This window comes from Bradyrhizobium sp., assembly GCF_035652035.1.
Taxonomy (GTDB): domain Bacteria; phylum Pseudomonadota; class Alphaproteobacteria; order Rhizobiales; family Xanthobacteraceae; genus Bradyrhizobium.
Genome location: NZ_DASREO010000052.1, coordinates 25,276 through 48,256, shown reverse-complemented (window position 1 = coordinate 48,256; position 22,981 = coordinate 25,276). Strand labels below are relative to the sequence as shown.

Genomic DNA, 22,981 nt, shown 5'->3' with positions numbered 1-22,981 from the left:
CAAACAGCGGTCTTGCGGCAAGCTGCCAAGGCTGAGGCCTAGATGGCGTTCGCCCGCGGCACTATCGGCGGCTTGGCGTTGAGACCCTCGACCTGGAAACCGGCAACGCGCTTGTAGTTGGCCGCGATCTCTTCCAGTTCCTGCCGCGACAGCACGTCGGTGACCTCCTCGAAGCCGTCGGGCGCGCGTTCCTCGACCAGTTGCATCACCTGCTCGGGGCCATTGCGACGATTGAGCAGGACCAGCTCCGTCGTGGCGGGACGCCGTTCGGCTTCATAGGCCACGAGCGCGGCTTGCGTGGCGCCGTGCGCCTGAATCTCGCGCGTGAGCACTCGCGCATCGAGAATGGCCTGCGAGGCGCCATTGGAGCCGATCGGATACATCGGATGCGCGGCATCGCCCATCAGCGTGACGCGGCCCAAGCTCCATTGCGGTATGGGATCGCGGTCGACCAGCGGATATTCGAACGCATGGGTGCAGTTCTTGATCAGGCCGGGAACATCGAGCCAGTCGAACGTCCAGTCGGCAAACCACGGCAGGAATTCCTCCAGCTTTGCGGTCCGGTTGTAATCCTCCCGCCGCCACTGGTAGCTCGGCGGCATGTGCCGCTCGGCGATCCAGTTGATCCGGAATTTTCCGTCAGCGTCCGGTTCCTTTGAAATCGGGTAGCACACGAATTTCAGCGTCTCGTGGCCGGCCATGATCATGGTGCGGCCGGACAGAAACGCCTTCGCCGCGGTGACGCCGCGCCACAGAATGCGTCCGTTCCAGATCGGCGGCCCTTCGTTCGGGTATAGCTTTTCGCGCGCGGCGGAGTGAATACCGTCGGCAGCGATGAGAACGGCGCCTTCGTATTCGCCAGCCGGTTTTCCGGTCGCCCTGTCGATGAAGCTGGCGCGAATGCCGCCAGCGGCCTCCCGCCAGCCGCTCAAATGATGGCTGGTGAGGATGTTCTCGGCGCCGAGCCGTTCGATCGCCGTCTCGACCAGGAGCTGCTGCAGCGTGCCGCGATGGATCGAAAATTGCGGCCACTTGTAGCCGGCCTCGAGGCCACGCGGTTCGCTCCAGATTAGCTTGCCGCGCTTGGAGAAATAGGCCAATTCCTTGGTCGCGACGCCCGCAGCATCGAGCCGCTCGTACAAGCCAAGCTCGATCAATTCGCGAACGGCATGCGGCAGCACGTTGATGCCGACGCCAAGCGCCTTGAACTCAGGAACGCTCTCGAAGACTTTGGCGGGAACGCCGATCTGATGCAGGCTGAGCGCCAGCGTCAGTCCGCCAATTCCACCACCTGCAATCAGAACCGTCATGAGACCCGATACCCCCTCATGACGGCGTCATGACATGTGGCGCGCAAGGGGGCAACTGCGAAGGTTCAGAGATGAGGGAGCCTCAACCCGTTAATCTTTTCGGACCGTCCAGTGTCGCCTGTTTGACGTTCCTGCACCACCCGCCGCGAGCCCAGCCAGGAACGTCAAATAGAAGAGCGGCACTGGTATCATGAGTTGCTAGTGCCCATGACTTTCCGAAGTTCGTGCAAGAGGGTGCTGCGAGGGATCACGAACTTCGGAAAGTGGGCACTAGCCCGCGGCCGGTTTCCAGCATCAGCTTGCGCAGCCAGAGCGATCCGGGATCGAACTGGGCGCGCGTCGGATAAAACATGTGCTGCTCGTCGATGCCCGGATCGAGCGGCGGCGTCACCGTTTGCAACGACAGCTGCCTCGCCAGGGCCGCGATCAGGCGGCGCGGCACGAAGGCGACAAGGTCGGTGCGCGCGGAGACGTGCAAGGCCTCGATATAGCCGGGCACCACGAGCGCGATCCGCCGTTCGATGCCCTTTGAGCGCAACCAGGTATCGATCAGGTCTTCGCTCGCGCCGCGGATCACGACCGCGACATGCCGCGCGGCAAGGAAAGCTTCGCGCTTCTTCAGCTTCGCGCCAACCGGATGTTTGCGGCGAACCGCAAGCGCGTCGCTGTCGGTATAGAGCCGCTGGCGGTGAAAGCCCTTGAAGGCGTCGCCGATCGAGATCACGAGGTCGATGGTGCGGGCAAATTCCGCCGTGAAGATCGCCGGCCCCCGCCACGGCACCACGTCAATGGTCACGCCCGGCGCCTGCTTTGTCACTTTTTCCATCAGGGGCGGCATCAAGAGCTCGACGGCGAGGTCCGGCATCATCAGCCGAAAGTGCCGTTCGCTGCGGCCGGCGTCGAATTCATCCGGCATGAACAGGGTGCGCACCTGATCGAGCGCCTGCGCCAGCGGACCGCGCAGCGCCTGCGCCCGCGGAGTCAGCTCCATCCGCGCGCCGGTGCGCACCAGAAGCGGGTCGCCGATGACATCGCGCAAGCGTTGCAGCGCATGGCTCGCGGCGGGCTGCGACAGGCCGATCCGCATCGCCGCGCGGCTGACGCTGGCTTCCTTGAGCAGCGCATCGAGCGCGACCAGCAGATTGAGGTCAAGCGAATTCAAATTCATGAAATGAATGATTATCATATTTCATATCGATTGGAAGAATATAAGATCTCGGCGCAATGATCGACGGCGTTTTTTGACCATCCGAAAGTGGCCGCCATGAGCGATACCGCCAGCAACAAGAGACTGATCGAAGAGATTTTCGCCGCCGCCGGCAATCCAGATCCCGAAGTGCGCGATCGCGCGCTGTTCGTTGCAAGTCTTGCCGACGACGCGACCTGGACCGTGACCGGTCAATATTCCTGGTCGCGCACCTTCACCGGCAAGCAATCGATCCTCAACGATCTTCATGGACATGTGCGCACGCGTCTCGCCGAACGCACGCGAACGATCGCGCATCGTTTCATCGCCGACGGCGATCATGTCGTGGTGGAGGCCAAGGGCGACAACGTCACGCGGGAAGGCGTGCGCTACGACAACGACTATTGCCTGGTGTTTCGCCTGAAGGGCGGCAAGATCACGGAAATCAGGGAGTATTGCGATTCCGTGCTGACCGAGCGCGCGCTGGGCAAGTTTCCGGAAACCGCAGCGGGTTGAGCGACTGGTGCGCGTTGATGCGGAAGCCGCATCTGCCGCCGGCGATTGTCGCGGCATTCCATGCTCTCGATTGCGATCGATGGTCAGCCTGGTTCGGTTGTGGCGCGAACGCAGCCGGGCGCGGCGTCAGCTCCTTGCCATGAATGAGCGCGAATTGCGGGATATCGGTCTTTATCGATGCGATATTGCCGATGCCGTCTTGGCGCGGCAAGAAAGGAAGAATGCCATGAGCAAGGAGATATTCAGCCCGGCGACGCTACCGCCGCCATCAGGCTATTCACACGTCGCCAAGGTGAGCAGCGGCACCCTGGTCTTCATCGCGGGCCAGGTGTCGGCCGATGCGTCGGGCAAACTGGTCGGCGAAGGCAATTTCGAAGTTCAGGTCGAGCAGGTGTTCAAGAACCTGAAGCTGGCGCTCGAGGCGGCGGGCGCCAACATGGCCGACATTGTCAAGATGAACACCTACCTCGTCGCCGAAGTCGGCCAGGACGACGTTGCGAAGCTGCGCACCATCCGCGAGCGGCATCTCAACACGTCAAAACCGCCGGCGAGCACGCTTGTCGTCGTCAGCCGGCTGGCGCGGCCCGGCTGGCTGATCGAGATCGAGGTCATTGCCGCGATTGACAGGTGAGAAACGAAAACGGCGCCCGTGAGGGCGCCGTTTGCCGTTCAGGAGAAGATCGATCAGGCCGCCTTGGTCTTGAGGTGACCGAACATGATATGGCGGGCTTCGTCGTCCATCTCGGCCTTGAAGGTGAACTTGTCCTTCAGCGCCAGCGCGCGCACCGCCGCGGGCCTCGCCGAGATTTCGTCGAGCACGCGCTTGACGTTCGGGTATTTGGCGAAACCTTCCTCGCCGAGGATGAATGCGCCCATGCGCACCCAGCCCCACAACGCCATGTCGACGATCGTATAGGTGTCGCCGAGCATGTATTTGTTCCTGGCGAGGTGATCGTCGAGGATCTTGTAGTGGCGGTGGGCTTCGAACTGGTAGCGGTTGTGTGCGTATTCCAGGTCCTTCGGCGCGAAGTGCTTGAAGTGCACAGCCTGTCCGGAATAGGGGCCGAGGCCGGTCGCGATGAACATCAACCATGAATAGAGCTGCGCATGGCTTTGCGGCGTGTTGGCTGGCATGAACTTGCCGGTCTTTTCGCCGAGATAGAGCAGGATCGCATTGCTGTCGAAAACGAAGGTGCCGTCATCGTCGATCGCCGGCACCTTGCCGTTTGGATTGACCTTGAGAAATTCCGGCTTGAACTGGTCGCCCTTGCGGGTGTCGACCGCGATCAGTTCGCAGGGCAGGCCGGTCTCTTCCAGGAACAGCGCGACCTTGGTGGGGTTCGGCGCGCCATTGAAATAGAATTTGAGCATTCAAATCTCCCTTTTGTTGTCGCCGCGAATGCGGGGCGCGGCGCAATGGTTGCGGAGACTGCACAAATTTCACTGCTGAGGGCAAGCGACGAGTTTGTGAAAGGTGCATTGCGCGGCGCGCAATGGCGCGGGCCGCGCAGCCTGCTCACGCTCGCCGGCTAGACGACGCGCTTGCCGGCTTGCGCCGCGATCGGCCGCTGCACGAAATACATCAGGACCAGGGAAATCACCGCCGTCGTCACGACGACGAAGCCGATCCGGTTGAAATGCGAGAGTGAACCGTCGGCATTTTGCGCAATGATCGCCGCGGCAAGGACCGAGCCGAGCCCGCCGGAGAGTTGCTGCAGCGAGGCGCCGATCGCGCTGAAGGAGCCGCGCTGGGCTGCTTCCGGGATCGCGGAAATCAGCGCCTGCGACGGGATCATGCGCGAAAAGATGCCGACGAACAGAACGACGTTGACGGCGATCGCAACCGTCAGGCTGACCTGACCGAGATTCGTGTAGATCAGCACCATGACGATCGACAAAGCGGTGCCGAAAGCGAAGGTGGGGAATTTGCCGATCCCATCGCTCAATCGCCCAACCAGTGGCCCGATGAAAATCGTGAACAGGCCGGAGACGAGATAGATCGTCGGCAAATGAACGATGTCGATGCCGAGGTTGTGCACGGTGTAGGCGCTGCCAAACGGCATCAGCATGTAGCCGCCGGTCGCCAGCAGCGTCGTCAACATGAAAGCCAGCCAGTAGCGGCGTTGCGTGACCGTTGCGATCAGATGCCGGAAGGGGTTTTTATCCTGCTTCAGCAGGAGATGGCCATTCACCGGCTGCATCAGGAACGCGACCACGGCCATTCCGGCGATCGATAGCGCAACCAGCGCGCCGAACGCGACGTGCCAGTTCCAGTGGTTGGAGAGGAAAAGACCGGCCGGGATGCCGAGCACCTGGCTTGCAGCGAAGGCGGTTTGCACGAAGCCCATGACGCGGCCGCGTAATTGCAGAGCAAACAGGTCGGTGACGATGGCGATCACGACGGAGCCGATCACGCCGCCGAACAGACCGGTGACGATCCGGCCCGTCAGCAGCACATGATAGTTCGGCGCGACGGCGCAGAGCGCCGTTCCGAGGGTAAAGCCGGCATAGAAAAACAACAGCAGCCGCTTGCGGTCGAACCGGTCGGCAAAGCCTGCGGCCAGGATGCCGGAGATCCCTGCGCTGAATGCGTAGGCCGAGACCGCCAGACCGAACTGTGCGGGCGAAATATCCAGCGCCGGCATGATGATGGCGCCGAGCGGCGACATGATCATGAAATCGATGATGATCGTGAACTGGACGAGCGCCAATAGCGCCACGAGGATCGACTGGTAGCGCGAAAAGCCGCGGGGTCGCTCCTGCGGTTCATCGATCGTGGCCGTCATGGTCTGTTCGGTCATTGCATTCATTCGCGAAGAGAAAGAGATGAGGTCATGCGATCGCCGCCAGCTCTCCCGACGCGCCGCCAGACCCTCGGCTCCATTTATGCCGGCCATGCGCTATTTCGATGGCTTGACAAACGGATTTGTTTCCTGCCCGGCGCGATGAATCGAGAGGTGTGCTTCGGCCAAATAACGCTATCGGCGAGAGGCAGAAAAGGTGCAGTGTACGAAGCGCGTCGCGGCACTGGACCTGTGTTTTTTTAAAAAGGATGCGCGCCATGCGGAGAAGAGAGATCCTCGATCGTATCGAGAAGTACGTCCAGCCGTTCCGCATCACAAAAGGCGATGATTTCAAACTCGCCGGCTTCGATCCGGGCGACACGCGTGGCTTGAGGCTCGACAAGGGCGAAGCGAGGGACCTGCTGCAACAGGGTACCGAATGGCTCGCCGAGGAGCAGGAGATGCTCTACGCCGAGAACCGCTGGTCGCTGCTTCTGGTGTTTCAGGCGATGGATGCGGCCGGCAAGGACGGGACCATCAAGCACGTCATGTCAGGAATAAATCCTCAGGGCTGCCAGGTTGTCTCGTTCAAGCAGCCCTCGTCGGAGGACCTCGAACACGACTTTCTCTGGCGTTACTCAAAGCGGCTGCCCGAGCGGGGGCGGATCGGGATTTTCAACAGGTCCTACTATGAGGAAGTCCTCGTTGTGCGCGTGCACGAGGATATCCTGAAACGACAGAATCTGCCTGCGCAACTCGTCAACAAGAACATCTGGCAGGAGCGGCTTTCCGACATCGCGCATTTCGAGGACTACCTCACGCGGCAGGGAACGATCGTTCTGAAATTCTTCCTGCACCTGTCGCGCAAGGAGCAGAAGAAGCGCTTCATGGAGCGTCTCGACAAGCCGGACAAGCATTGGAAGTTCTCGCCCGCCGACGTGCAGGAGCGCGCCTTCTGGGATGACTACATGCATGCGTTCGAGGAAGCCATTCGGGCTACCGCGTCGGAGCGGGCGCCGTGGTACGTGGTGCCGGCCGACAACAAATGGTTCACCCGGCTCGTTGTCGCCGCAGCCATCGTGCAGGCAGTCGAGGAACTCAATCTCTCGTTTCCGACGATCGACGCCGAGAAGAAGAAGCAGTTGCAAACGGCGCGCGCAGAACTCGGCCGGGAAAAGTAGGAGACCGCGCGCAGCACGCGTCATCGTGCTCTTTCCAATGCTTTCACATTGCAGCTGCGCTAAAATCGAAAGACGGCCTCATCATTTCGGGAATGCGCATGTCGACAGCAATCTCGGTCCTTGGCGGCGTCGGTCTGTTTCTGCTCGGCATGACCGTCATGACGGAGGGCCTGAAGGCCCTGGCTGGCTCCGGGCTGAAGACGCTGCTTGGCAAGGCGGCTGCGACGCCGCTGCGCGGCTCTTTCTGGGGCGCGCTGGTCACGCTGCTGGTGCAATCGTCCAGCGCAACGACGATGACGACGATCGGTCTCGTCAGCGCGGGCCTGCTGACCTTCCCGCAAGGGCTCGGTCTGGTGTTTGGGGCGAACGTCGGTACCACGGGCACCGGGTGGCTGGTCGCACTCATCGGCGTGCGCGTCTCGCTGACGGCGGCCGCACTGCCGATGATCTTCGCAGGCGCATTGATCAAGCTGCTCGCCAGCGGGCGGATATCCGGAGCCGGCGCCGCACTTGCCGGATTCGGGCTCGTGCTGTTCGGACTGACGACGCTGCAGCAGGGAATGGGTGGGCTGGCCGAACGATTGCATCCGGCGGACTTGCCCGCGGTTCTCGCCGGTGGCGATACCGGATGGTGGCGGGCGATGTTCGGCGCGCTGGTGCTGGTCGTGATCGGCCTCGTGATGACTGCGATCATGCAGTCGTCCACGGCAGCGATCGCGGTGACGCTGTCGGCCTATTTCTCCGGCGCCATCGGACTTGACCAGGGTTGCGCGTTGATCATCGGACAGAACATCGGAACGGCCACCAGTTCCGCATTGGCGGCGATCGGCGCGAGCACCACGGCGAAGCGGCTCGCGATCGCCTATGTGCTGTTCAAAATGATCGCGGCCGTGATTGCGCTGGTGCTGTTTCCGATTCTGACGCCTTTGCTCATCGGCGCCTCGGCCGCAATCGACGGCGTGACGCTGCTGGCCGCCTATCACACGGCGTACAATATCGTCGGGGTCGCGGTTCTGCTGCCGCTCGTCGATCGTTTCACACAACTGGTGGAGCGCATCCTGCCCGATCGCGGCTCGCCGCTCACGCGCTATCTCGATCCTTCCGCGCTTGCGACGCCGGTGCTCGCCGTGGAAGCAGTGCGGCGGACGATCGCGCGGTCGCTTGTCGCGGTATGCGGCTCGGTCGAGGCGGCGCTGGGGGCGCAGATCCGCGGCGACGTCCCGGGAAAGAGCGCGATTTCGGTGGGTGAGGCGGTCGACGTGCTGCACCAGGCGCAAATCTTCCTCTCGGATGTATCCGGACCGCCGGACACAGGCGACGAGCAACGGCGGCTGACGAGCACGTTGCACGCGCTCGACCACGCGTCCCGGCTCGCGGAAATCGCCGGGGGAATCTCGTTCGGCGCGGTGCGCGACCGGCCCGACGAGCTGCGCGCCAGCCAGTTATGCGCGGATGCAATGGGGCTCGCAATCTCGGTTGCGGACGATGTCGCAATGCCGCCTGATGACCGGTCGGCCACGACTTCGCAAGCGCCAGGCGCAAAAGCGATACCCGCCGCCGACGCGCTCGCGCAACTTGAGCACATTGCCACAGAGCTGGAGAAGGTGCAGCTCGCTCACCGTCGCGCGACCTTGGACGCGGCCGCTAACGGAAAATTCTCTGCCGAGGCGGCAATCGTTCGCGTCGATGCCCTGCGCAGCCTGCAAGCGCTGGTGCGGCACGCCTGGCGCTGCACGTGGCACCTTGCCGGTCACGATGATGAGACAAGCTCACGTTCCAGCCTCGACCGCGCTGACAGCCTTCCGCAAGCTATCGGATGAACGGATGACGAGCTTCTCCGCCTCCACAACTGCGAAGAACAACACACCACCCGCGAGCAGCCATGGCCAAACCGACAGCGGAATCGCTTCGTTGTCGAACAGACGCTGCAATGGCGGCGCGTAGGTGAACAGCAGTTGCAGGATCACGACCGCGCCGATGCCGAGCGGCAGGTACCTGTTTCCCGTATGCGCGGTCAGGGAGAAGGACGAGTCCAGCAAATAGCGGCTGTTCAGGAGATAGAAGACTTGACCGATCGTAATCGCGTTGACCGCGACGGTGCGGGCGAGCGCATCCGATGCGCCGTGAGACTTCATCCAGAAGAACGCCACGAGCGTATAGGCGAGCAGCGCCAGGCCGACGAAGGCGATGCGCCAGATGCCGAAGCCGGTCACGATCGGGCGGCCCACCGCGCGCGGGGGACGGTTCATCACGTCGATCTCGTGCGGCTCGAAAGAGATGACGAGCCCAAGCGCAACAGAAGTTATCATATTGACCCAGAGCACCTGTGGCGCCGTGATCGGCATGGTGAAGCCGAAGAAGATCGCAACTGCGATGACCAACCCTTGCGCGATGTTGGTGGGCAGCATGAAAAGCATCGCCTTTTCGATGTTGTTGTAGACCGTGCGTCCCTCCTTCACGGCCGCAGTGATGGAGGCGAAGTTGTCGTCGGCCAGGATCATGCCGGCGGCCTCCTTGGTGACCTCGGTCCCCTTGATGCCCATAGCGACGCCGATATCGGCCTTCTTGAGAGCCGGCGCGTCGTTGACGCCATCGCCCGTCATGGCCACGATCTGCTTGTTGGCCTGAATGGCCTTTACCAGCCGCAGCTTGTGCTCAGGGCTTGCGCGCGCAAAGACGTCGACATCGCGGACGCATTCGCACAGTGTGGCGCTATCCATATCCTCGATCTCGCCGCCGGTGATCGCGGTTTTGCCGTCGCCGATGCCGAGCATTTTGGCGATGGCCGCGGCTGTGATCTTGTGATCGCCGGTGATCATGGTGACGCGGATGCCGCCGCCGTGACATTCCTTGACGGCCTCGATGGCTTCCTTGCGCGGCGGATCGAGAAGACCGATCAGCCCGAGCAGGACAAGGGTTTTTGGCAGGTCGGCCGGACCGAGGTTACCTGCCTGGACAGCCGGATTTTCCAGCCAGGCCAGCGCCAGTACACGCTCGCCCTGGGCGGCGAGTTGGTCCGAGCTTTGCGTGAAATGCGCGCGGTCGAGCGATACCGCCTGGCCGCTCGCGGTCTGCGCGCGATCGCAGTGAGCGAGGATGACTTCCGGGGCGCCTTTCACGAACAGCGCCTGGTTGCCGTCGGCGGATTTGTGCAGCGTCGCCATGAATTTGTGCTCGGATTCGAACGGGATCGCGTCGATCCGCGGCGAGGCGGCTTGCTCGGTGGCGCGATCCATGCCGAGCTTGGTCGCAAAAGGATAAAGCGCGCCCTCGGTGGGATCGCCTTCCACTTTCCATGTCCCTTCCTGCTGGAAAAGCTCGGCGTCGTTGCACAGCATGGAGACGCGGCCCATGAGCGAGAGCACGGCGTCCTTGGCTGCAGGCTTGCCGTCCTTCCGTATCTCGCCGTCGGGCGCATAGCCGTCGCCGGTGACTTGGTAGGCGGACTCGGCGGTGACGGCAGACACCACCATCATCTCCATTAAAGTCAGCGTGCCGGTCTTGTCCGAGCAGATCCGCGAGACCGATCCGAGCGTCTCGACGGCGGGCAAGCGCCGTATGATCGCATTGCGCTGTGCCATGCGCTGGACGCCGATGGCGAGCGTGATCGTGATGAGCGCCGGCAATCCTTCCGGGATAACCGAGACGGCGATGCCGACGACGGCCTGAAACAGCTCGACGAAGTTGATGGCCGCCACCCATTTTCCGAAGGCGAAGATCAAGACGCTGATCACGCCGATCACGGCGGTGATGCTGTAGCCGAACTTTTTGATCTGGCGCAGCAGCGGGGTCTCGAGCGGACTGACACGAGCGAGCAACTGATTGATGCGGCCGAGCTCGGTGTCGCTGCCGGTGGCGACAGCAATGCCGGTGGCGCGGCCCGATACGACCATCGTGCCCGAAAACGCCATGTTCTCCCGATCGCCGACCGTGGCATTTGCAGCTACGACATCGGTGGTCTTGTCGGCCGGCACGGATTCGCCGGTCAGCGCCGCTTCCTCGGTGCGCAGGTTCTTGGCATCGACGAGGCGCAGGTCTGCCGGAATCCTGTCGCCGGACTCCAGCAGCACGACGTCGCCCGGCACGAGCTGGTCGGCAGCGATCATGCGCGTCCCGCCGCCGCGCAAGACTCTTGCCTCGGCGGACAGCATGTTGCGGATCGAATCCAGCGCCTTCTCGGCCTTGCCTTCCTGGATGAAGCCGAGCAGCGCGTTGAGAATGACCACGGCGAAGATGATGCCGGCGTCGACCCACAGGTTCAGCATCAGCTTGATGAAGCCGGCGCCGAGCAGGACATAGACCAGGATGTTGTTGAACTGGGCGAGAAACCGCATCAACGGTCCTCGCTTCTTGCCCTCGGGCAGGCGGTTCGGGCCGTGTTTTTGCAGCCGCGTCGCGGCTTCGGTCGCGTCGAGCCCCGTCTCGCGGCTGGTCGCGAGCTGTTTCGCGACCGCGTCGGCGGATACCGCGTGCCACGCCGAGGCGTTGCTGGCCGTGGACGCGTTCATTGCTACGCGCATCCCTAAGCCCCCCGTGAGCTCCTCCTTAAAGCGCACTCCGAAGCACTACTCGTTGCGACGGATGATTTTGAGCGCAAGGAGCGCGATGCCGCAGGCGAGGGCGATGATGCCGGCGGCAAAGAGTCCAAGTGAAAGTCCGTTTGAGCGATACTCCAAACCGATCGCGATACAGAGGATGCCGAAAAAGATCAGGACCAACCCCCCAAACTTCTTCGCCAACAGCATCGCACCGTCAGCAGTGTAAGCGGCCATGACAAACCTCCTTTGACAACCTTCGTCGCTGTGAACGCCATGAGCTCCGTGATGGCGCGGGCAGGGCGAGACACCTCCGCCTGATCCCGTGTCCGCATTCGCAGCTCAACGGCGATCGCAAATGCTGTCCGAAACAGCGCTCCTCTCCACAACCTTACGTCAAGGCGGGATTGGACCAATTGACTTAACGGCCACGAAGCCCAACTGGTTCCATTTACCGGAACGGCTGCCAGCACCGGCGTGTCGGCGTATAAGTCAAGGGTCAGTTTTTTTAAGGAGAATGTTCAACCAGCACGGGAGTCCGAAAATGTACGCCAATATTCTCTTGAGCACGGATGGATCGGATGTTGCGAGAAAGGGCGTCAAGCACGGGATTGACTTGGCAAAGGCCTTGAACGCCAAGGTGACGGTCATCACCGTCACGGAACCTTTGCCGGTCGACTATGGGGGCGGACACGCCTCGGGATGGATTCCCTCGCAGCGAGAGTTCGATGCCTTTGACGCAGCCTGCAAGGTCCGCGCGGGCACAGTGCTCGACGAAGCGCGAGGGATAGCGGAACAGGCCGGGATATCTGCAGAATATTTGCATGTTCCGAATGCACACCCGGCCACGACGATTATCGAAACGGCAAAGTCCGGAGGTTGCGACCTGATCGTCATGGGCTCTCATGGACGTCGCGGCCTCAGGAAGCTGTTCCTGGGCAGTCAAACATCGGAGGTTCTGGCCGACGGAAGCGTGCCGGTGCTGGTCGTGCACTAGTGGAGCGGATTTGACATTCGCTACCCGTGGCCGCGCGTTCGCCAAGCGAATGTCAAATCCAAAGCTCCACTAGAAACTGATATTTGCTAGTGGTCCTTTGATTCTAACATTTGTAAAAGTGCCAGCTGGGAAGGGATACAAATGTTAGAATCGGACCACTAGTGTCCCGATTCCGAAGTTCGTATCATTTTTCGGAGCCACGTTTCGAACTTCGGAATCGAAAGGACACTAGCAAACCTATTGATTTAGTGTGGCTTTGGTTCAGAAGTCCGCATGAAGAACCCGCGGCACGCAGTGGTGCGGACTTCTGAACCGCCACACCAGAGGCCTCATCCTCCGCGGTCGTCGTAGGAATTGTCGTGACCGGTATTGGCGCTTGCCTTGCGCGCGGCGCGCCCAAGATGATCCTTGAGTCTTGCGAGCGCATCGGGGGACCAGTGGTGGATATCGGCCACGGCAACCCAAGCATCGATATAATGCTCCGGCGCGTAGACATGGCCAAAACCCATCGGAGTGCCGTTCGCGACGGCCATGTCGAGCGCAAGCTGCAGCATCGTGACGACCGGGTACCAGCGCAGCTGTGGTGAAACATCCGGGCCGCGCGGCGCATTCATCCAGGCAGGGGGGCGGTATGCATCGCGGTAGTCGAACAGCACGATAGCATCGCTCGCATATTGCAGATAGACGACGCGCATCGCGCCCCATGGCGCATCGGCCGGAACCGTCGATCCGTTCTGGTTCATGAATCGCACGAAGCGGCCGTCACGAAATTGCGGCAGCCAGGCCGGAGACCCCGGATTGCGGTTCTCGGTGACCCAGCGCCAGATGCGGCTCGCGAACGGTGGCCCGCTCCACAGGGCACCAGTGATTGGATCGCCGATCGTCTCGAACAGCTCCGCCGATTGCTCCGAGTTCTTGGCCCCGAGGCTCAGGCCGTGCAGATAGAGTTTTGGGCGCGCGTCCCTCGGCAGCGTGGTCCAATAGCCGTAGATCTCAGCGAACAAAACTCGCGCCGCCTCTGCGCCATATTCGGGTTGAAACAGCAGCGACAGCGGACTGTTGAGATAGGAATACTGCACAGCGACGCTGGCAACGTCGCCGTCGAGAAGATATTCGACCGAATCCATGGCTGCGGGATCGATCCAGCCGGTGCCGGTCGGTGTAATCACGATGAGGGTGGAGCGCGCAAAGCCGCCCTGGCGCTTCAGCTCCTCCAGCGCCAGCCTTGCGCGCGCGCGCGGCGTATCGGCGCCGCGCAGCCCCACATACACACGAACGGGATCGTGGGCGGGCCGACCGGTGAACGCGCCGATCTGTGCCGCTGTTGGCCCCGACGCCACGAATCTGCGACCGGTCCGGCCGAGTTCTTTCCATCTCACCAACGATGCCGTGCTTCCGGTTTTTCCAGGCGCGGTTGGCTGCGCCCGCTCGGGCTCAATCAAGGCGTCCCATTCGCGGAAGGACGAATCGAGCGCGCGAAAGGCCGTGCGGATCAGGAAGTTGCTGGCGATCGACCAGAACAGCAGGGTTGCGATGAGCACCCCGAGGACATTGGCGATCTTTCGCGGAATGACGCGCCGGATCTGCGTCGAGAGGAAATGGGTCACGAGGGCGAACAGCCGCGCCAAGATCAGCAGCGCGAAAAACGTCATCAGGGCGATCGCGCAAGTCTTGAGCGGATGCGCCGTTTCGACCGGCTCCATGTTCATGACGGCGCGGATCGAATTCTGCCATTCCGCCGCCCGCCACAGATACACGATGACGACGACGAGACAGGCAACCGCGAGGAACGCGTTGGTGACGGATCGAAGCCGGGACGAGGGCTCGGGCAGCTCCAGATAGTGCCAAAGCCAGCGCCAGAGCACGCCAGCGCCGTAGCCGATCGCAAAGCAGCCTCCGGCGAGCGCGCCTTGCGTGAGATAGCTCCGCGGGATGAGCGTCGGCGTCAGCGCGGCAGCGAAAAACAGCGCGCCGAGGACCAGCCCGACGCCAGACAGCGACTGCATTTGCCGCCAGATGATCGGTGCTGAAGTTTTCACCACGGTCGATCCTCCGAAGAGGTTGCAGTAAAACTGAAGGGAACGTCAGTGTCGCCGCACCAGCGGCCTCGGCAGGCCGAAATTTTCGCGCAGCGTCTCGCCTTCATAGTCACGATGGAACAGTTCGCGGCGCTGCAATTCGGGCACGACAAGGCGTACAAAATCCTCATAGGTGCCGGGCACATGCGTTGCCGCGATCACGAATCCGTCGCATCCGCGCTCCGTGAACCATTGCTCGAACTGATCCGCGACCATCTTCGGCGAGCCGACAAAGGTCGGCATCTCGCGCACCGTGCCCCGGCCAGAGAGCTCGACGAAATCGCGCACCGTCGGATTGGTCTTGCCGCTGACCTGAACGACGCGATCCCGCAGCGCTTGCATGCCGCTGATCGCCTGCAACTCCTCTGATGTAAATGGTTCGTCGGGCGGCTTCGAAGCAAAGTCGAAATTGAGCACCTCCGACAGCAGCACCAGCGCATCGATCGGCTTCGCCAGCGCGTCGATGACGGCGAACTTGTCTTCGGCTTCGCTCTGCGTTTCCGCAACGACCGGATAGACCGCTGGCGCAATGCAGGCATCGCGGCCCTTCTCGGCAAAGGCGCGCTTGAATTCGCCGTACTGCTTCTTGGCGACTTGCAGGTTCGGGTAGACCACGAAGATCAGTTCGCCCCATTGCGTGGCGAACGCCTTGCCGCGCCCGCTCTGCCCGGCCTGGATGATGACGGGATGTCCTTGAGCCGAGCGCGGTACCGTGAAAGGCCCGCGCGATTTGAAGAAGTGTCCTTGATGGTCGAGGCGGTGCACCTTGTCTGGATCGGCAAACAGGCCGTTGTCGCGGTCGAAACGGATTGCATCGTCTTCCCAGCTGTTCCAGTGCCCCAGCACCACCTCCATGAACTCGTCGGCGCGGTCGTATCTCAGATCGTGGCCGAGATGTTCTGACGCGCCGAAATTGGCGGCCTCGGAATCGTTCAGCGAGGTGACGACGTTCCAGGCCGCGCGGCCGTTGAGGAGAAGATCGATCGTGGCAAACACACGCGCCACATGAAACGGCTCATAATAGGTCGTCGAGTAGGTGACGCCGATCCCGAGCCGCGTCGTCGCAAGCCCCATCGTCAGCGCGACCGCAACCGGGTCGAGCTTGGCGGCGCGAATGCCGTGACGGATGGTTTCCGCAAAATCGTCGCCGTAGCGGTCCGGTATCGCGAGGCGGTCGTCAAAGAATGCGAGATGGAATTTTCCGCGCTCCAGCGTGCGCCCGATCTCCTCGTAGTATTCGCGCGAGAACCAGTTCGGCTTCGACGAGGGATGCCGCCAGGATGCCGGATAATTCGAGCAGTTCTGGGCCTGGAGGAAGCCGATCAGTTTCATCTGCCGGGTCATGGCGCCGTTCCCCTCATCCCGTCTCGCGCGGGGTGAGGCGAAGAGTGGACAAATTCTGTGGCAAAGAGCAAGCGACGAGTTTTTGCCGGGCCGCCGGAAACTGCATGACGCCAGGTGGACGATGCGCACGATTTGGCGCACCGGACGGCTGGTCCGCGCGACTGGCCGAGCGCGCAGACCGCCGGCTTTGAGCAGTGCCCTTCGGCCTACTACCAGGTGGCGGTAAAGGCCTGCTGTAGCTTGGCGGGAGATGTCACGCCGTTTGCGATCAGCAATTGAGTCAGAACGCGTGCCTTCTGGGGATTCAAGTCCTCGGAAACGACAAATCCGTTCTTGTCGTCGTCGACCTCGACATTGCGAGTCACGAAACCGGATCGAACCCGGGTGGAACGAACGACGACGATACCCTTTTTCGCGGCCGCTTCGAGCGCGTCGAGGGCTAGCTTCGACGTGTTTCCATCGCCGACGCCGGCCAGCACGATACCCTTTGCGCCGTGCGATATCGCGTCGTCGATCGGAACGGCGTCCATGTTGGCGTGCGAGTATACGATTTCGACACGAGGCAGCTCACCGTTCGCCGGCAGCTCGTACGTCGCGCGCTTCAGCCCGGCGGCCTGTGTCATGAAACGAATACCGCCGGCCGTGTCGACATAGCCGATCGGTCCGGCGTTGGGCGAGGTGAAGGTCTCAAGACTCGTCGTGTTGGTCTTGGTGACCGAACGCGCGCCCTCGATCTTGTCGTTCAGCACGGCCATGACCCCGCGTCCGCGAGAACGAGGGTCGGCTGCGACCTGGACTGCTTCGTACAGATTGCCGGGGCCATCTGCGCTGACCGCCGTGGCGGGGCGCATCGAGCCCACGATGACAACCGGCTTCTCGCCTTTAAGGACGTTGTCCAGAAAAAACGTGGTCTCCTCCAGCGTGTCCGTGCCGTGGGTCACGACAACGCCATCGGCCTCGTTGTTGTCGAAGGCCTGCTGAATACGATGAGCCAGCGCAAACCAGACCTTGTCGTTCATATCCTGCGAGCCGATCGACGAAATCTGCTCGGCGCTCAGTTTCGCCATCTTGTCCAGGCCCGGCACAGACTGGACCAGTTGTTCGCCGGTGATCTGGCCGGATTTGTACGCGCCGCTCGCACGGGGATCTGCCTGACCTGCGATTGTCCCGCCCGTCGCGAGCACGAGAATTCGCGGCAGATTGGTGGCCGGCGCGGCGTCCTTGCCCGCCTCTGCGGCCTGTGCCGCCACATTGAGCATGAGCGAGAGTGCAAGCGTCGTCGCTGCAATGGAGAGTATCGATGTCCGGCTCGCTCGTCCCTGGATGTCTTTCGTCATCGAATTGACCTCCCTTTTCTTGGGCCCATCAAGGCGCGAGGCAAGGGATGCGCGAAGCGGCCCAGGTAGATACCCGATATCCGCGCGCCGGCAAGGTCACGGCGCGCGCGGACAGGATCTAGATCGCTTTCGTCTTCATCTGATCGGCGATGTATTCGGCCTGCCGGATCGCCAGCGTGACGATCGTCAGCGTCGGATTTTCTGCGCCGCCGGAGGTGAACTGGCTTCCGTCGGACACGAACAGGTTCTTGATGTCGTGGGTCTGGCCCCACTTGTTCACCACTCCGTCGCGCGGATTAGCACTCATGCGGTTGGTGCCGAGATTATGTGTCGACGGATAGGGCGGGGTCGGGAAGGTTCGCGTCGCGCCGACCGCGTCGTAAAGTGCCGCGCCCTGTTTGTAACCGTGGCTGCGCATCGCCAGGTCATTCGGGTGATCGTCGAAATGAACATCCGCGACGGGCAGGCCGTATTGATCCTTGGTGCTGCTCAGGGTGATGCGATTGGTCTCCTGCGCCAGGTCTTCGCCCACGAGCCACATGCCCGCCATGTTGCTGTAGAGATCGATCGCGCTGGTGAACTCGCGGCCCCAGGCACCGGGGTCGAGGAACGCCGCCATGAAGGGCAGCCCGAGCGACAACGTCTCCATCTCGTAGCCGCCGACGAAGCCGCGGCTCGGATCGAGCCGGCCTTCATCGCGGACGATGCCGGCCATCGTGGTGCCGCGATACATGTGCACGGGCTTGTCGAAGACGGCATAGACCGATCCCGTCATGTGCCGCATGTAATTGCGGCCGACCTGGCCGGAAGAGTTGGCAAGTCCGTCGGGGAATTTGGACGAGGCGGAATTCAACAGCAGCCGCGGGCTCTCGATCGAATTGCCGGCGACGGCGACGACGCGGGCCTTTTGACGCTGCTCCTTGCCGTCCTTGTCGAAATAGACGACGCCAGTCACCTTGCCGCTCGCGTCGTGCTCGATGTGTGCGACATGGGACTGCGGACGGACCTCCATCTTTCCGGTGGCTTCGCCTTTCGGGATTTCAGTGTAGAGCGTCGACCATTTGGCGCCCCATTTGCAGCCCTGGAAGCAGAACCCGGTCTGCTGGCATGAATTGCGATTGTCGCGCTCGACGGAGTTGATCGCCATGTTCCCGGTATGGCACTCCTTGTAGCCGAGCTTGTCGGCGCCGGCTTTCATGATCTTGAAATTGTTGTTGCCGGGCAGGCCGGGCCGTCCGCCGGTTCGCGTCACGCCCATCTTCTCTTCGGCGCGTGCGTAGAAAGGTTCGAGCTCGGCGAGCGTGACGGGCCAGTCGAGCAGGTTGGCGCCCGCAATCCGTCCATAGACGGTCGCCGTCCTGAACTCGTGTTCCTGGAAGCGGAGCGATGCGCCCGCCCAATGGGTGGTCGAACCGCCGACCGCCTTGACGATCCACGCCGGCAGCGTCGGGAAGTCTTTCGAGACCCGCCAGCTTCCCGAGGTCGTGCGCGGGTCTTTCCACGCCAGTTGCGTGAAGCTCGCCCACTCGTCGTTGACGAAATCCTCGTATTCATGCCGTTCGCCGGCCTCGAGCACGACGACGTTGATGCCTTTTTGCGCAAGCTCGTTGCCCAGCGTTCCGCCGCCTGCACCGGAGCCGATGATGACGACGACGCTGTCGTCGTTCTGGTTGAATTTTGCGGCCATGTCGAATGTCCTCCAGCTTTTCCTGCAGCAGCGCTCGCCTAGATCCAGTCGATGTCGTCAAAGCCACGCTTGATGTAGCCACCCTTCGAGTAGGATTCGCCCTCATAGCCGAAGATCGGCCATACCTCCGGCTGGTTGTAGAGCGAGGCGATGAGGCCGGAGCGGATGGTCTCGAACATCGGCGAATGGCTCACGGCGCGAAGCAAGGCGACACGCTCTGCCTCCCAACCGAGACCGGAATAGCCGCCCTTGCCGGCGGCGGCGTCGAGGCCTGCGACGAACGACTCAAGCGCGGCCTTCGTCGCCGGATCGCCGGCCGCCTTCTCGTCGTAGGATTTCATCGCGATGGCGTAGAACCGGTCGGCGACCTTGTCGTGCGGATAGATGTCGCGCGCGACCAGGATCAGCGTCTTCATGGTCTGCGGTTGCAGTCCCTTGACGTCGAGCGCCCATGCCTCGGACGCGTTGAGAAGCGCGCCGCCAGTCGTGATGGTGACGGCGGCCGCAAAGCTGATTTCCGACGACCGGCGCAGGAAGGTGCGGCGGTTGACGGCCTCTTGTCGGTGCGCATGGCGCCCGTGATCACCACTCATCTCATCTCCTCCCGTTATATTCGTCGTTCGCACTGTTGCCGTGCGTCACAGATAGCGGCCGCGCCGCTGCAAAATCTCGATCTTGTAGCCGTCCGGGTCCTCGACGAAGAAAAATCGCGCCAAGGGACGGCCATCGCGCTCGAATTCGACGATCTTGCGCGGCGACAGGCCGGCGGCGGAAAACCGCGCGTGCTCGCGATCGAGATCGTCGACCGAAAACGCCACGTGGCCGTAGCCGTCGCCGAGGTCATAGGGCGTGGTGCGGTCCTTGTTGACCGTCAGTTCGATTTCGAATGGCGTGTCCGCGTTGGAGAGGTAAAGGAGGGTGAAAGCGGGAAAGTCGATCCGCTCGGCAACCTTCAGGCCAAAAGCCTTGTCGTAAAACGAGACCGACCGCGCCTCGTCCAGCACGCGGATCATCGTGTGAATCGCCTTGGCCATGATTTGGACCAGATTCCGTCGCCGCGCCGCCCATGATGGCGCTATCGACGAAGCCTAAGACGATCAAAACGACTTTGGTGTTATCAGCCTACTACGTGGCGCTGATATTCGCCGCCGCCGGCTGCAGCGATGCTTGCCGCCGGAAGCTCCGTCGCCCGCTTCTCAAGCGCCACCAGGCAAATGCACCGCAAGTGCGAAGTGAAGTTTGGAACCGGCCCCCACATCAAGAGAACTTCGCGGTGCAAGGTGGAAATGAAACAGGGAACGGATATTCCTTCGAGCGCCGCAATCTGCTCGAGGATCTTCCAGAACATCTTTTCGAGCCTGATACTGGTGCTTTGCCCATTGAGCCGGATCGAACGCGTCTCATAGACGTAGCTCTCCGGATTTTGGCTGGCAAATAGATGGCACATGCCTTCCTCCCGCTCTGGCTGGCTTTTTGTGCGACAAGTTTGCGGACTTTTCCCCGGTAGCGCAAGGCGCATATGAACCTGCGACACTGTCGTTGCGCTGATACAGCCGACGACAGCGCCGGGTTTCTTCAAAGAGCCGCGTCAGCACGCGATCGAGCGCGAAGAAGTGTTGGTCCGCATGGCCGCTCGCCTGAGCGGCGCATTAGGAAGACGAAAGGACGCCCTCATGACAAACACGACCGCGGGCGCTCCTGATGCAACGTTCGTTCAGCGACCCGCAGCTAGTGGCCGCGGTGGAAGCTGCGGAAAAATCGAGACTCTTGCGCCGGTGTTGTCGTAGGTACGATCCACGCCGCAGCCCGACGGCAACGCTGGAAGTTCTGCGTGCCGCAATCACAGTGCCGCCGCGAGGCGAAGCATTTTTGACCGCAAATAATCTCGTTTGACTGCAAATAATCGCGATTTCTCCATCGATACTTTCGATTTCAGACACGGGGCACCTCTAGCGTACGTCAACAGTGCTGAAAACACGTCTTGCCTCGGCTGCACAACGGAAGTGGAGAACAAGAAATTGTCTCAGTCTCTCGTGCACGCTGACGTCGCCGAGACCATTTTCTCGTTTCCAGATCAGCAGCGGTCTTTTCTGAGGACAATTGCCGAGGTTGATGCGGGATGGGTTATTCCGCTTCTACTCTGCGGATTCGTCGCCGGCTGGCAGGCATTCCTGTCGATAGCCTATATCGGCGGCGATCTTCATCCTGATGTCCTGGAAACCTGGACGCTCGGACGCAGCATCGAATGGGGCTCCGCCAAACATCCGCCATTGATGTCGTGGATCGCGAGGGCCTGGACATCGGTCTTTCCGCTCGCGAACTGGTCGTTCCAGCTGATGGCCCTGACCAACTCTGCGATTGCCCTATGGATCGTCGATTTGATCGCTCGCCGTTTCGTGCAGGGCGACAAGAGACTGATCGTGCTGCTCCTTCTCATGCTGACGCCGATCTATCAGTTTCATGCCCAACGCTTCAACGCGAACTCGGTTCTGCTGGCGACCTGGCCACTTGCCACTTATTGCTTTCTCCGCTCGTTCGAAACACGCCGGCTGGGATGGGCCGTCGCGGCCGGCGCAGCCGCGGCTCTGGCAATGCTGGGCAAATACTATTCGGTGTTCTTGATCGCCGGTTTCGTGTTTGCCGCAATCCTTCATCAAGAACGGCGCGCGTATTTCAGCTCGGCAGCTCCCTGGGTCTCGATGATCACAGGTCTTGCGGTGCTTGGACCACATTTGCATTGGCTGGCAACAACAGGGGCAAAACCCTTTAGCTACGCGCTTGCGACGCATGCGGGAAAACCATTTGGTCGCTCGCTCGCCGACGCGCTTCTTTTCGCCCCGGGGGCCACGATGGTCCTTGCGCTACCAGCGGCCGCATGGGTCTTGATTGCGGGAAGTCGGCTCAGAACGTTTCGACAGGATTTCCTGGCGCTGGATGAGGGCCTATGGCTGCTGTTCCTCGTCAGCATCGGCACCATCGTTTTTCCACCCATTGCCGCGCTAGTCCTGAAAAGCGACTTGCAGCCGATTTGGGCGTTGCAGGGCCTGTTCTTATTCGTAATCCTGGTGGTTTGCGGTGCGAGCTATCCGATTGAGCACGTTCATACGGTCAGACTGGCCGTCACCGCTTTCGCCATAGCGACCCTCTCGGTCGTCGTGGTGGCTCCCGGCCATGCGCTATATCGAAATAGCTACCCGTTGCATGAGGGACGCAATTTCTATCGTAAGGCAGCGGAGGAATTGACCCGCCGATGGCACCTGCATTCCGACGAAACACTTCAGGCGATCGGCGGCGACGGTGACCTCGCCTTCGCAGTCGCCTTCTATAGCCCTGATCATCCGCTTTACGAGAGGCCTCTGGTCAACCCGAACACCGAGCCGACACTCGACGCGGCCCTTCTCGGTAAAGGATGGGCAGCATTGTGCTTTGACGAAGACGATGCTTGCATCAATGCCGTCACGCGTACTCTGCTGTTGGCTCCGCGGTTCGTCAGCCATCGGTTCAAGATATCTTCGTCGCTGCTGGGGCAACCTGGCGCAAGTCAATCCTTCATGGCGGTCATCGTCCCGCCGGCAACGCAGCGAGAAACTGCGCCAACGTTGGGCCTCGCAGCGAATTTCAGCGTCATCCGCCAGGAGTTGCCGTTCTAGATGCGTGCTTGAATGGCGCGATCGAACTTTGTCGACCTGATTCCATTGACGTGCGCAAGACCCGACAACGATTTGCCCAAGTTCCCGGCGTGCAAATTCCTGGCGTACAAATGTCAGGATCGCTGACGCGTTGTAGCTTGCTTCGGGATGTTTCACGCCGCCATCAGCAGAACTTTCTGGCCGCGCCGAAGCCTTTTTGATATTAATTGACCCGCCGCGCTTGATGGGCGCTCAACGGGATTCATGCAGGTCGAGACCACTCCGGTTCGACCTCGTGAGAGCAGGGAGTAGATTTGGAATTTGAGCGGCGCGAGGTGACGCGCATGCGCGAGAAAGTTAGAAATATTAATTTCGCCAAAACTGGCAAGAACGGTGAG

General features: G+C 61.6%; 19 protein-coding genes and 1 pseudogene. 7 read left to right on the top strand and 13 right to left on the bottom strand.

Going from position 1 to position 22,981, the window contains the following annotated elements; all coding sequences use genetic code 11:
- Window positions 1-38 precede the first annotated feature (38 nt).
- Both VFB05_RS14735 and VFB05_RS14730 read right to left on the bottom strand, forming a co-directional pair.
- Entirely contained in the window at window positions 39-1,310 is a 1,272-nt protein-coding gene (locus tag VFB05_RS14735; protein ID WP_325013460.1) for a flavin-dependent oxidoreductase, read from the bottom strand.
- A gap of 247 nt (window positions 1,311-1,557) precedes the next feature.
- The gene (locus VFB05_RS14730; protein WP_325013459.1) at window positions 1,558-2,478 is read right to left on the bottom strand and encodes a LysR family transcriptional regulator; all 921 of its coding nucleotides are present in this window, start codon (window positions 2,476-2,478) and stop codon (window positions 1,558-1,560) included.
- A gap of 96 nt (window positions 2,479-2,574) precedes the next feature.
- On the opposite strand from VFB05_RS14730, the gene VFB05_RS14725 reads away from it, so the two are divergent.
- From VFB05_RS14725 to VFB05_RS14720, 3 genes and pseudogenes are all read left to right on the top strand, one after another.
- Window positions 2,575-3,012: a nuclear transport factor 2 family protein gene (locus VFB05_RS14725; RefSeq protein ID WP_325013458.1), complete on the top strand. Its 438-nt coding sequence runs from the start codon at window positions 2,575-2,577 to the stop codon at window positions 3,010-3,012.
- 79 nt (window positions 3,013-3,091) lie between these two features.
- Window positions 3,092-3,187: pseudogene (locus tag VFB05_RS32175) on the top strand (DUF1127 domain-containing protein); the annotation flags it as partial.
- A gap of 51 nt (window positions 3,188-3,238) precedes the next feature.
- Complete coding sequence (locus VFB05_RS14720; RefSeq protein ID WP_325013457.1) at window positions 3,239-3,643, top strand: RidA family protein; 405 nt, start codon at window positions 3,239-3,241, stop codon at window positions 3,641-3,643.
- 53 nt (window positions 3,644-3,696) lie between these two features.
- Here the strand turns inward: VFB05_RS14720 and VFB05_RS14715 are convergent, their stop codons facing one another.
- Together VFB05_RS14715 and VFB05_RS14710 are read right to left on the bottom strand one after the other, a co-directional pair.
- Entirely contained in the window at window positions 3,697-4,383 is a 687-nt protein-coding gene (locus tag VFB05_RS14715; RefSeq protein WP_325013456.1) for a glutathione S-transferase family protein, read from the bottom strand.
- A gap of 158 nt (window positions 4,384-4,541) precedes the next feature.
- Window positions 4,542-5,813 (bottom strand): MFS transporter, encoded by a 1,272-nt coding sequence (locus VFB05_RS14710; protein ID WP_325013455.1) that lies wholly within the window; start codon window positions 5,811-5,813, stop codon window positions 4,542-4,544.
- Between the two features lie 260 nt (window positions 5,814-6,073).
- Here VFB05_RS14710 and VFB05_RS14705 point away from each other — a divergent pair, with 260 nt between their 5' ends.
- Window positions 6,074-6,976: a polyphosphate kinase 2 family protein gene (locus tag VFB05_RS14705; protein ID WP_325013454.1), complete on the top strand. Its 903-nt coding sequence runs from the start codon at window positions 6,074-6,076 to the stop codon at window positions 6,974-6,976.
- 98 nt (window positions 6,977-7,074) lie between these two features.
- Window positions 7,075-8,796: a Na/Pi symporter gene (locus tag VFB05_RS14700; protein WP_325013453.1), complete on the top strand. Its 1,722-nt coding sequence runs from the start codon at window positions 7,075-7,077 to the stop codon at window positions 8,794-8,796.
- Here VFB05_RS14700 and VFB05_RS14695 read toward each other — a convergent pair.
- The gene (locus VFB05_RS14695; RefSeq protein ID WP_325013452.1) at window positions 8,746-11,484 is read right to left on the bottom strand and encodes an HAD-IC family P-type ATPase; all 2,739 of its coding nucleotides are present in this window, start codon (window positions 11,482-11,484) and stop codon (window positions 8,746-8,748) included. The genes VFB05_RS14700 and VFB05_RS14695 overlap by 51 nt on opposite strands.
- Before the next feature lie 57 nt (window positions 11,485-11,541).
- A complete protein-coding gene (locus VFB05_RS14690) occupies window positions 11,542-11,748 on the bottom strand; it encodes a hypothetical protein (protein ID WP_325013451.1) in 207 nt (68 codons plus the stop codon).
- Window positions 11,749-12,055: 307 nt separating this feature from the next.
- Between VFB05_RS14690 and VFB05_RS14685 the strand changes: the two genes are divergently transcribed.
- Window positions 12,056-12,508, top strand: a complete 453-nt coding sequence (locus VFB05_RS14685; RefSeq protein ID WP_325013450.1) for a universal stress protein — start codon at window positions 12,056-12,058, stop codon at window positions 12,506-12,508.
- 329 nt (window positions 12,509-12,837) lie between these two features.
- Here VFB05_RS14685 and VFB05_RS14680 read toward each other — a convergent pair whose 3' ends face one another.
- The 7 genes from VFB05_RS14680 to VFB05_RS14650 form a co-directional block, all read right to left on the bottom strand.
- Complete coding sequence (locus VFB05_RS14680) at window positions 12,838-14,514, bottom strand: alpha/beta hydrolase (protein WP_325013471.1); 1,677 nt, start codon at window positions 14,512-14,514, stop codon at window positions 12,838-12,840.
- 78 nt (window positions 14,515-14,592) lie between these two features.
- Window positions 14,593-15,930, bottom strand: coding sequence for an LLM class flavin-dependent oxidoreductase (locus VFB05_RS14675; protein ID WP_325013449.1), 1,338 nt, complete (start codon window positions 15,928-15,930; stop codon window positions 14,593-14,595).
- A gap of 209 nt (window positions 15,931-16,139) precedes the next feature.
- Complete coding sequence (locus VFB05_RS14670) at window positions 16,140-17,267, bottom strand: asparaginase (RefSeq protein ID WP_325013448.1); 1,128 nt, start codon at window positions 17,265-17,267, stop codon at window positions 16,140-16,142.
- 118 nt (window positions 17,268-17,385) lie between these two features.
- A complete protein-coding gene (locus VFB05_RS14665) occupies window positions 17,386-18,954 on the bottom strand; it encodes a GMC family oxidoreductase (protein WP_325013447.1) in 1,569 nt (522 codons plus the stop codon).
- A 38-nt stretch (window positions 18,955-18,992) separates the two neighbouring features.
- The gene (locus VFB05_RS14660) at window positions 18,993-19,547 is read right to left on the bottom strand and encodes a gluconate 2-dehydrogenase subunit 3 family protein (RefSeq protein ID WP_325013446.1); all 555 of its coding nucleotides are present in this window, start codon (window positions 19,545-19,547) and stop codon (window positions 18,993-18,995) included.
- A gap of 45 nt (window positions 19,548-19,592) precedes the next feature.
- Window positions 19,593-19,988, bottom strand: a complete 396-nt coding sequence (locus VFB05_RS14655) for a VOC family protein (RefSeq protein ID WP_325013445.1) — start codon at window positions 19,986-19,988, stop codon at window positions 19,593-19,595.
- 83 nt (window positions 19,989-20,071) lie between these two features.
- Window positions 20,072-20,401 carry a ribbon-helix-helix domain-containing protein gene (locus VFB05_RS14650; protein WP_325013444.1) on the bottom strand — a complete coding sequence of 110 codons (330 nt, stop codon included), beginning with the start codon at window positions 20,399-20,401 and terminating at the stop codon, window positions 20,072-20,074.
- Between the two features lie 556 nt (window positions 20,402-20,957).
- Here VFB05_RS14650 and VFB05_RS14645 point away from each other — a divergent pair.
- Window positions 20,958-22,604 (top strand): glycosyltransferase family 39 protein, encoded by a 1,647-nt coding sequence (locus VFB05_RS14645; RefSeq protein WP_325013443.1) that lies wholly within the window; start codon window positions 20,958-20,960, stop codon window positions 22,602-22,604.
- Window positions 22,605-22,981 lie beyond the last annotated feature (377 nt).

What these genes read in the sequence shown, in the direction of transcription:
- VFB05_RS14735 (WP_325013460.1), bottom strand. Translation starts at nt 1,310, where the DNA reads ATGACGGTTCTGATTGCAGGTGGTGGAATTGGCGGACTGACGCTGGCG.
- VFB05_RS14730 (WP_325013459.1), bottom strand. Translation starts at nt 2,478, where the DNA reads ATGAATTTGAATTCGCTTGACCTCAATCTGCTGGTCGCGCTCGATGCG.
- VFB05_RS14725 (WP_325013458.1), top strand. Translation starts at nt 2,575, where the DNA reads ATGAGCGATACCGCCAGCAACAAGAGACTGATCGAAGAGATTTTCGCC.
- VFB05_RS14720 (WP_325013457.1), top strand. Translation starts at nt 3,239, where the DNA reads ATGAGCAAGGAGATATTCAGCCCGGCGACGCTACCGCCGCCATCAGGC.
- VFB05_RS14715 (WP_325013456.1), bottom strand. Translation starts at nt 4,383, where the DNA reads ATGCTCAAATTCTATTTCAATGGCGCGCCGAACCCCACCAAGGTCGCG.
- VFB05_RS14710 (WP_325013455.1), bottom strand. Translation starts at nt 5,813, where the DNA reads ATGACCGAACAGACCATGACGGCCACGATCGATGAACCGCAGGAGCGA.
- VFB05_RS14705 (WP_325013454.1), top strand. Translation starts at nt 6,074, where the DNA reads ATGCGGAGAAGAGAGATCCTCGATCGTATCGAGAAGTACGTCCAGCCG.
- VFB05_RS14700 (WP_325013453.1), top strand. Translation starts at nt 7,075, where the DNA reads ATGTCGACAGCAATCTCGGTCCTTGGCGGCGTCGGTCTGTTTCTGCTC.
- VFB05_RS14695 (WP_325013452.1), bottom strand. Translation starts at nt 11,484, where the DNA reads ATGAACGCGTCCACGGCCAGCAACGCCTCGGCGTGGCACGCGGTATCC.
- VFB05_RS14690 (WP_325013451.1), bottom strand. Translation starts at nt 11,748, where the DNA reads ATGGCCGCTTACACTGCTGACGGTGCGATGCTGTTGGCGAAGAAGTTT.
- VFB05_RS14685 (WP_325013450.1), top strand. Translation starts at nt 12,056, where the DNA reads ATGTACGCCAATATTCTCTTGAGCACGGATGGATCGGATGTTGCGAGA.
- VFB05_RS14680 (WP_325013471.1), bottom strand. Translation starts at nt 14,514, where the DNA reads ATGCAGTCGCTGTCTGGCGTCGGGCTGGTCCTCGGCGCGCTGTTTTTC.
- VFB05_RS14675 (WP_325013449.1), bottom strand. Translation starts at nt 15,930, where the DNA reads ATGACCCGGCAGATGAAACTGATCGGCTTCCTCCAGGCCCAGAACTGC.
- VFB05_RS14670 (WP_325013448.1), bottom strand. Translation starts at nt 17,267, where the DNA reads ATGACGAAAGACATCCAGGGACGAGCGAGCCGGACATCGATACTCTCC.
- VFB05_RS14665 (WP_325013447.1), bottom strand. Translation starts at nt 18,954, where the DNA reads ATGGCCGCAAAATTCAACCAGAACGACGACAGCGTCGTCGTCATCATC.
- VFB05_RS14660 (WP_325013446.1), bottom strand. Translation starts at nt 19,547, where the DNA reads ATGAGTGGTGATCACGGGCGCCATGCGCACCGACAAGAGGCCGTCAAC.
- VFB05_RS14655 (WP_325013445.1), bottom strand. Translation starts at nt 19,988, where the DNA reads ATGGCCAAGGCGATTCACACGATGATCCGCGTGCTGGACGAGGCGCGG.
- VFB05_RS14650 (WP_325013444.1), bottom strand. Translation starts at nt 20,401, where the DNA reads ATGTGCCATCTATTTGCCAGCCAAAATCCGGAGAGCTACGTCTATGAG.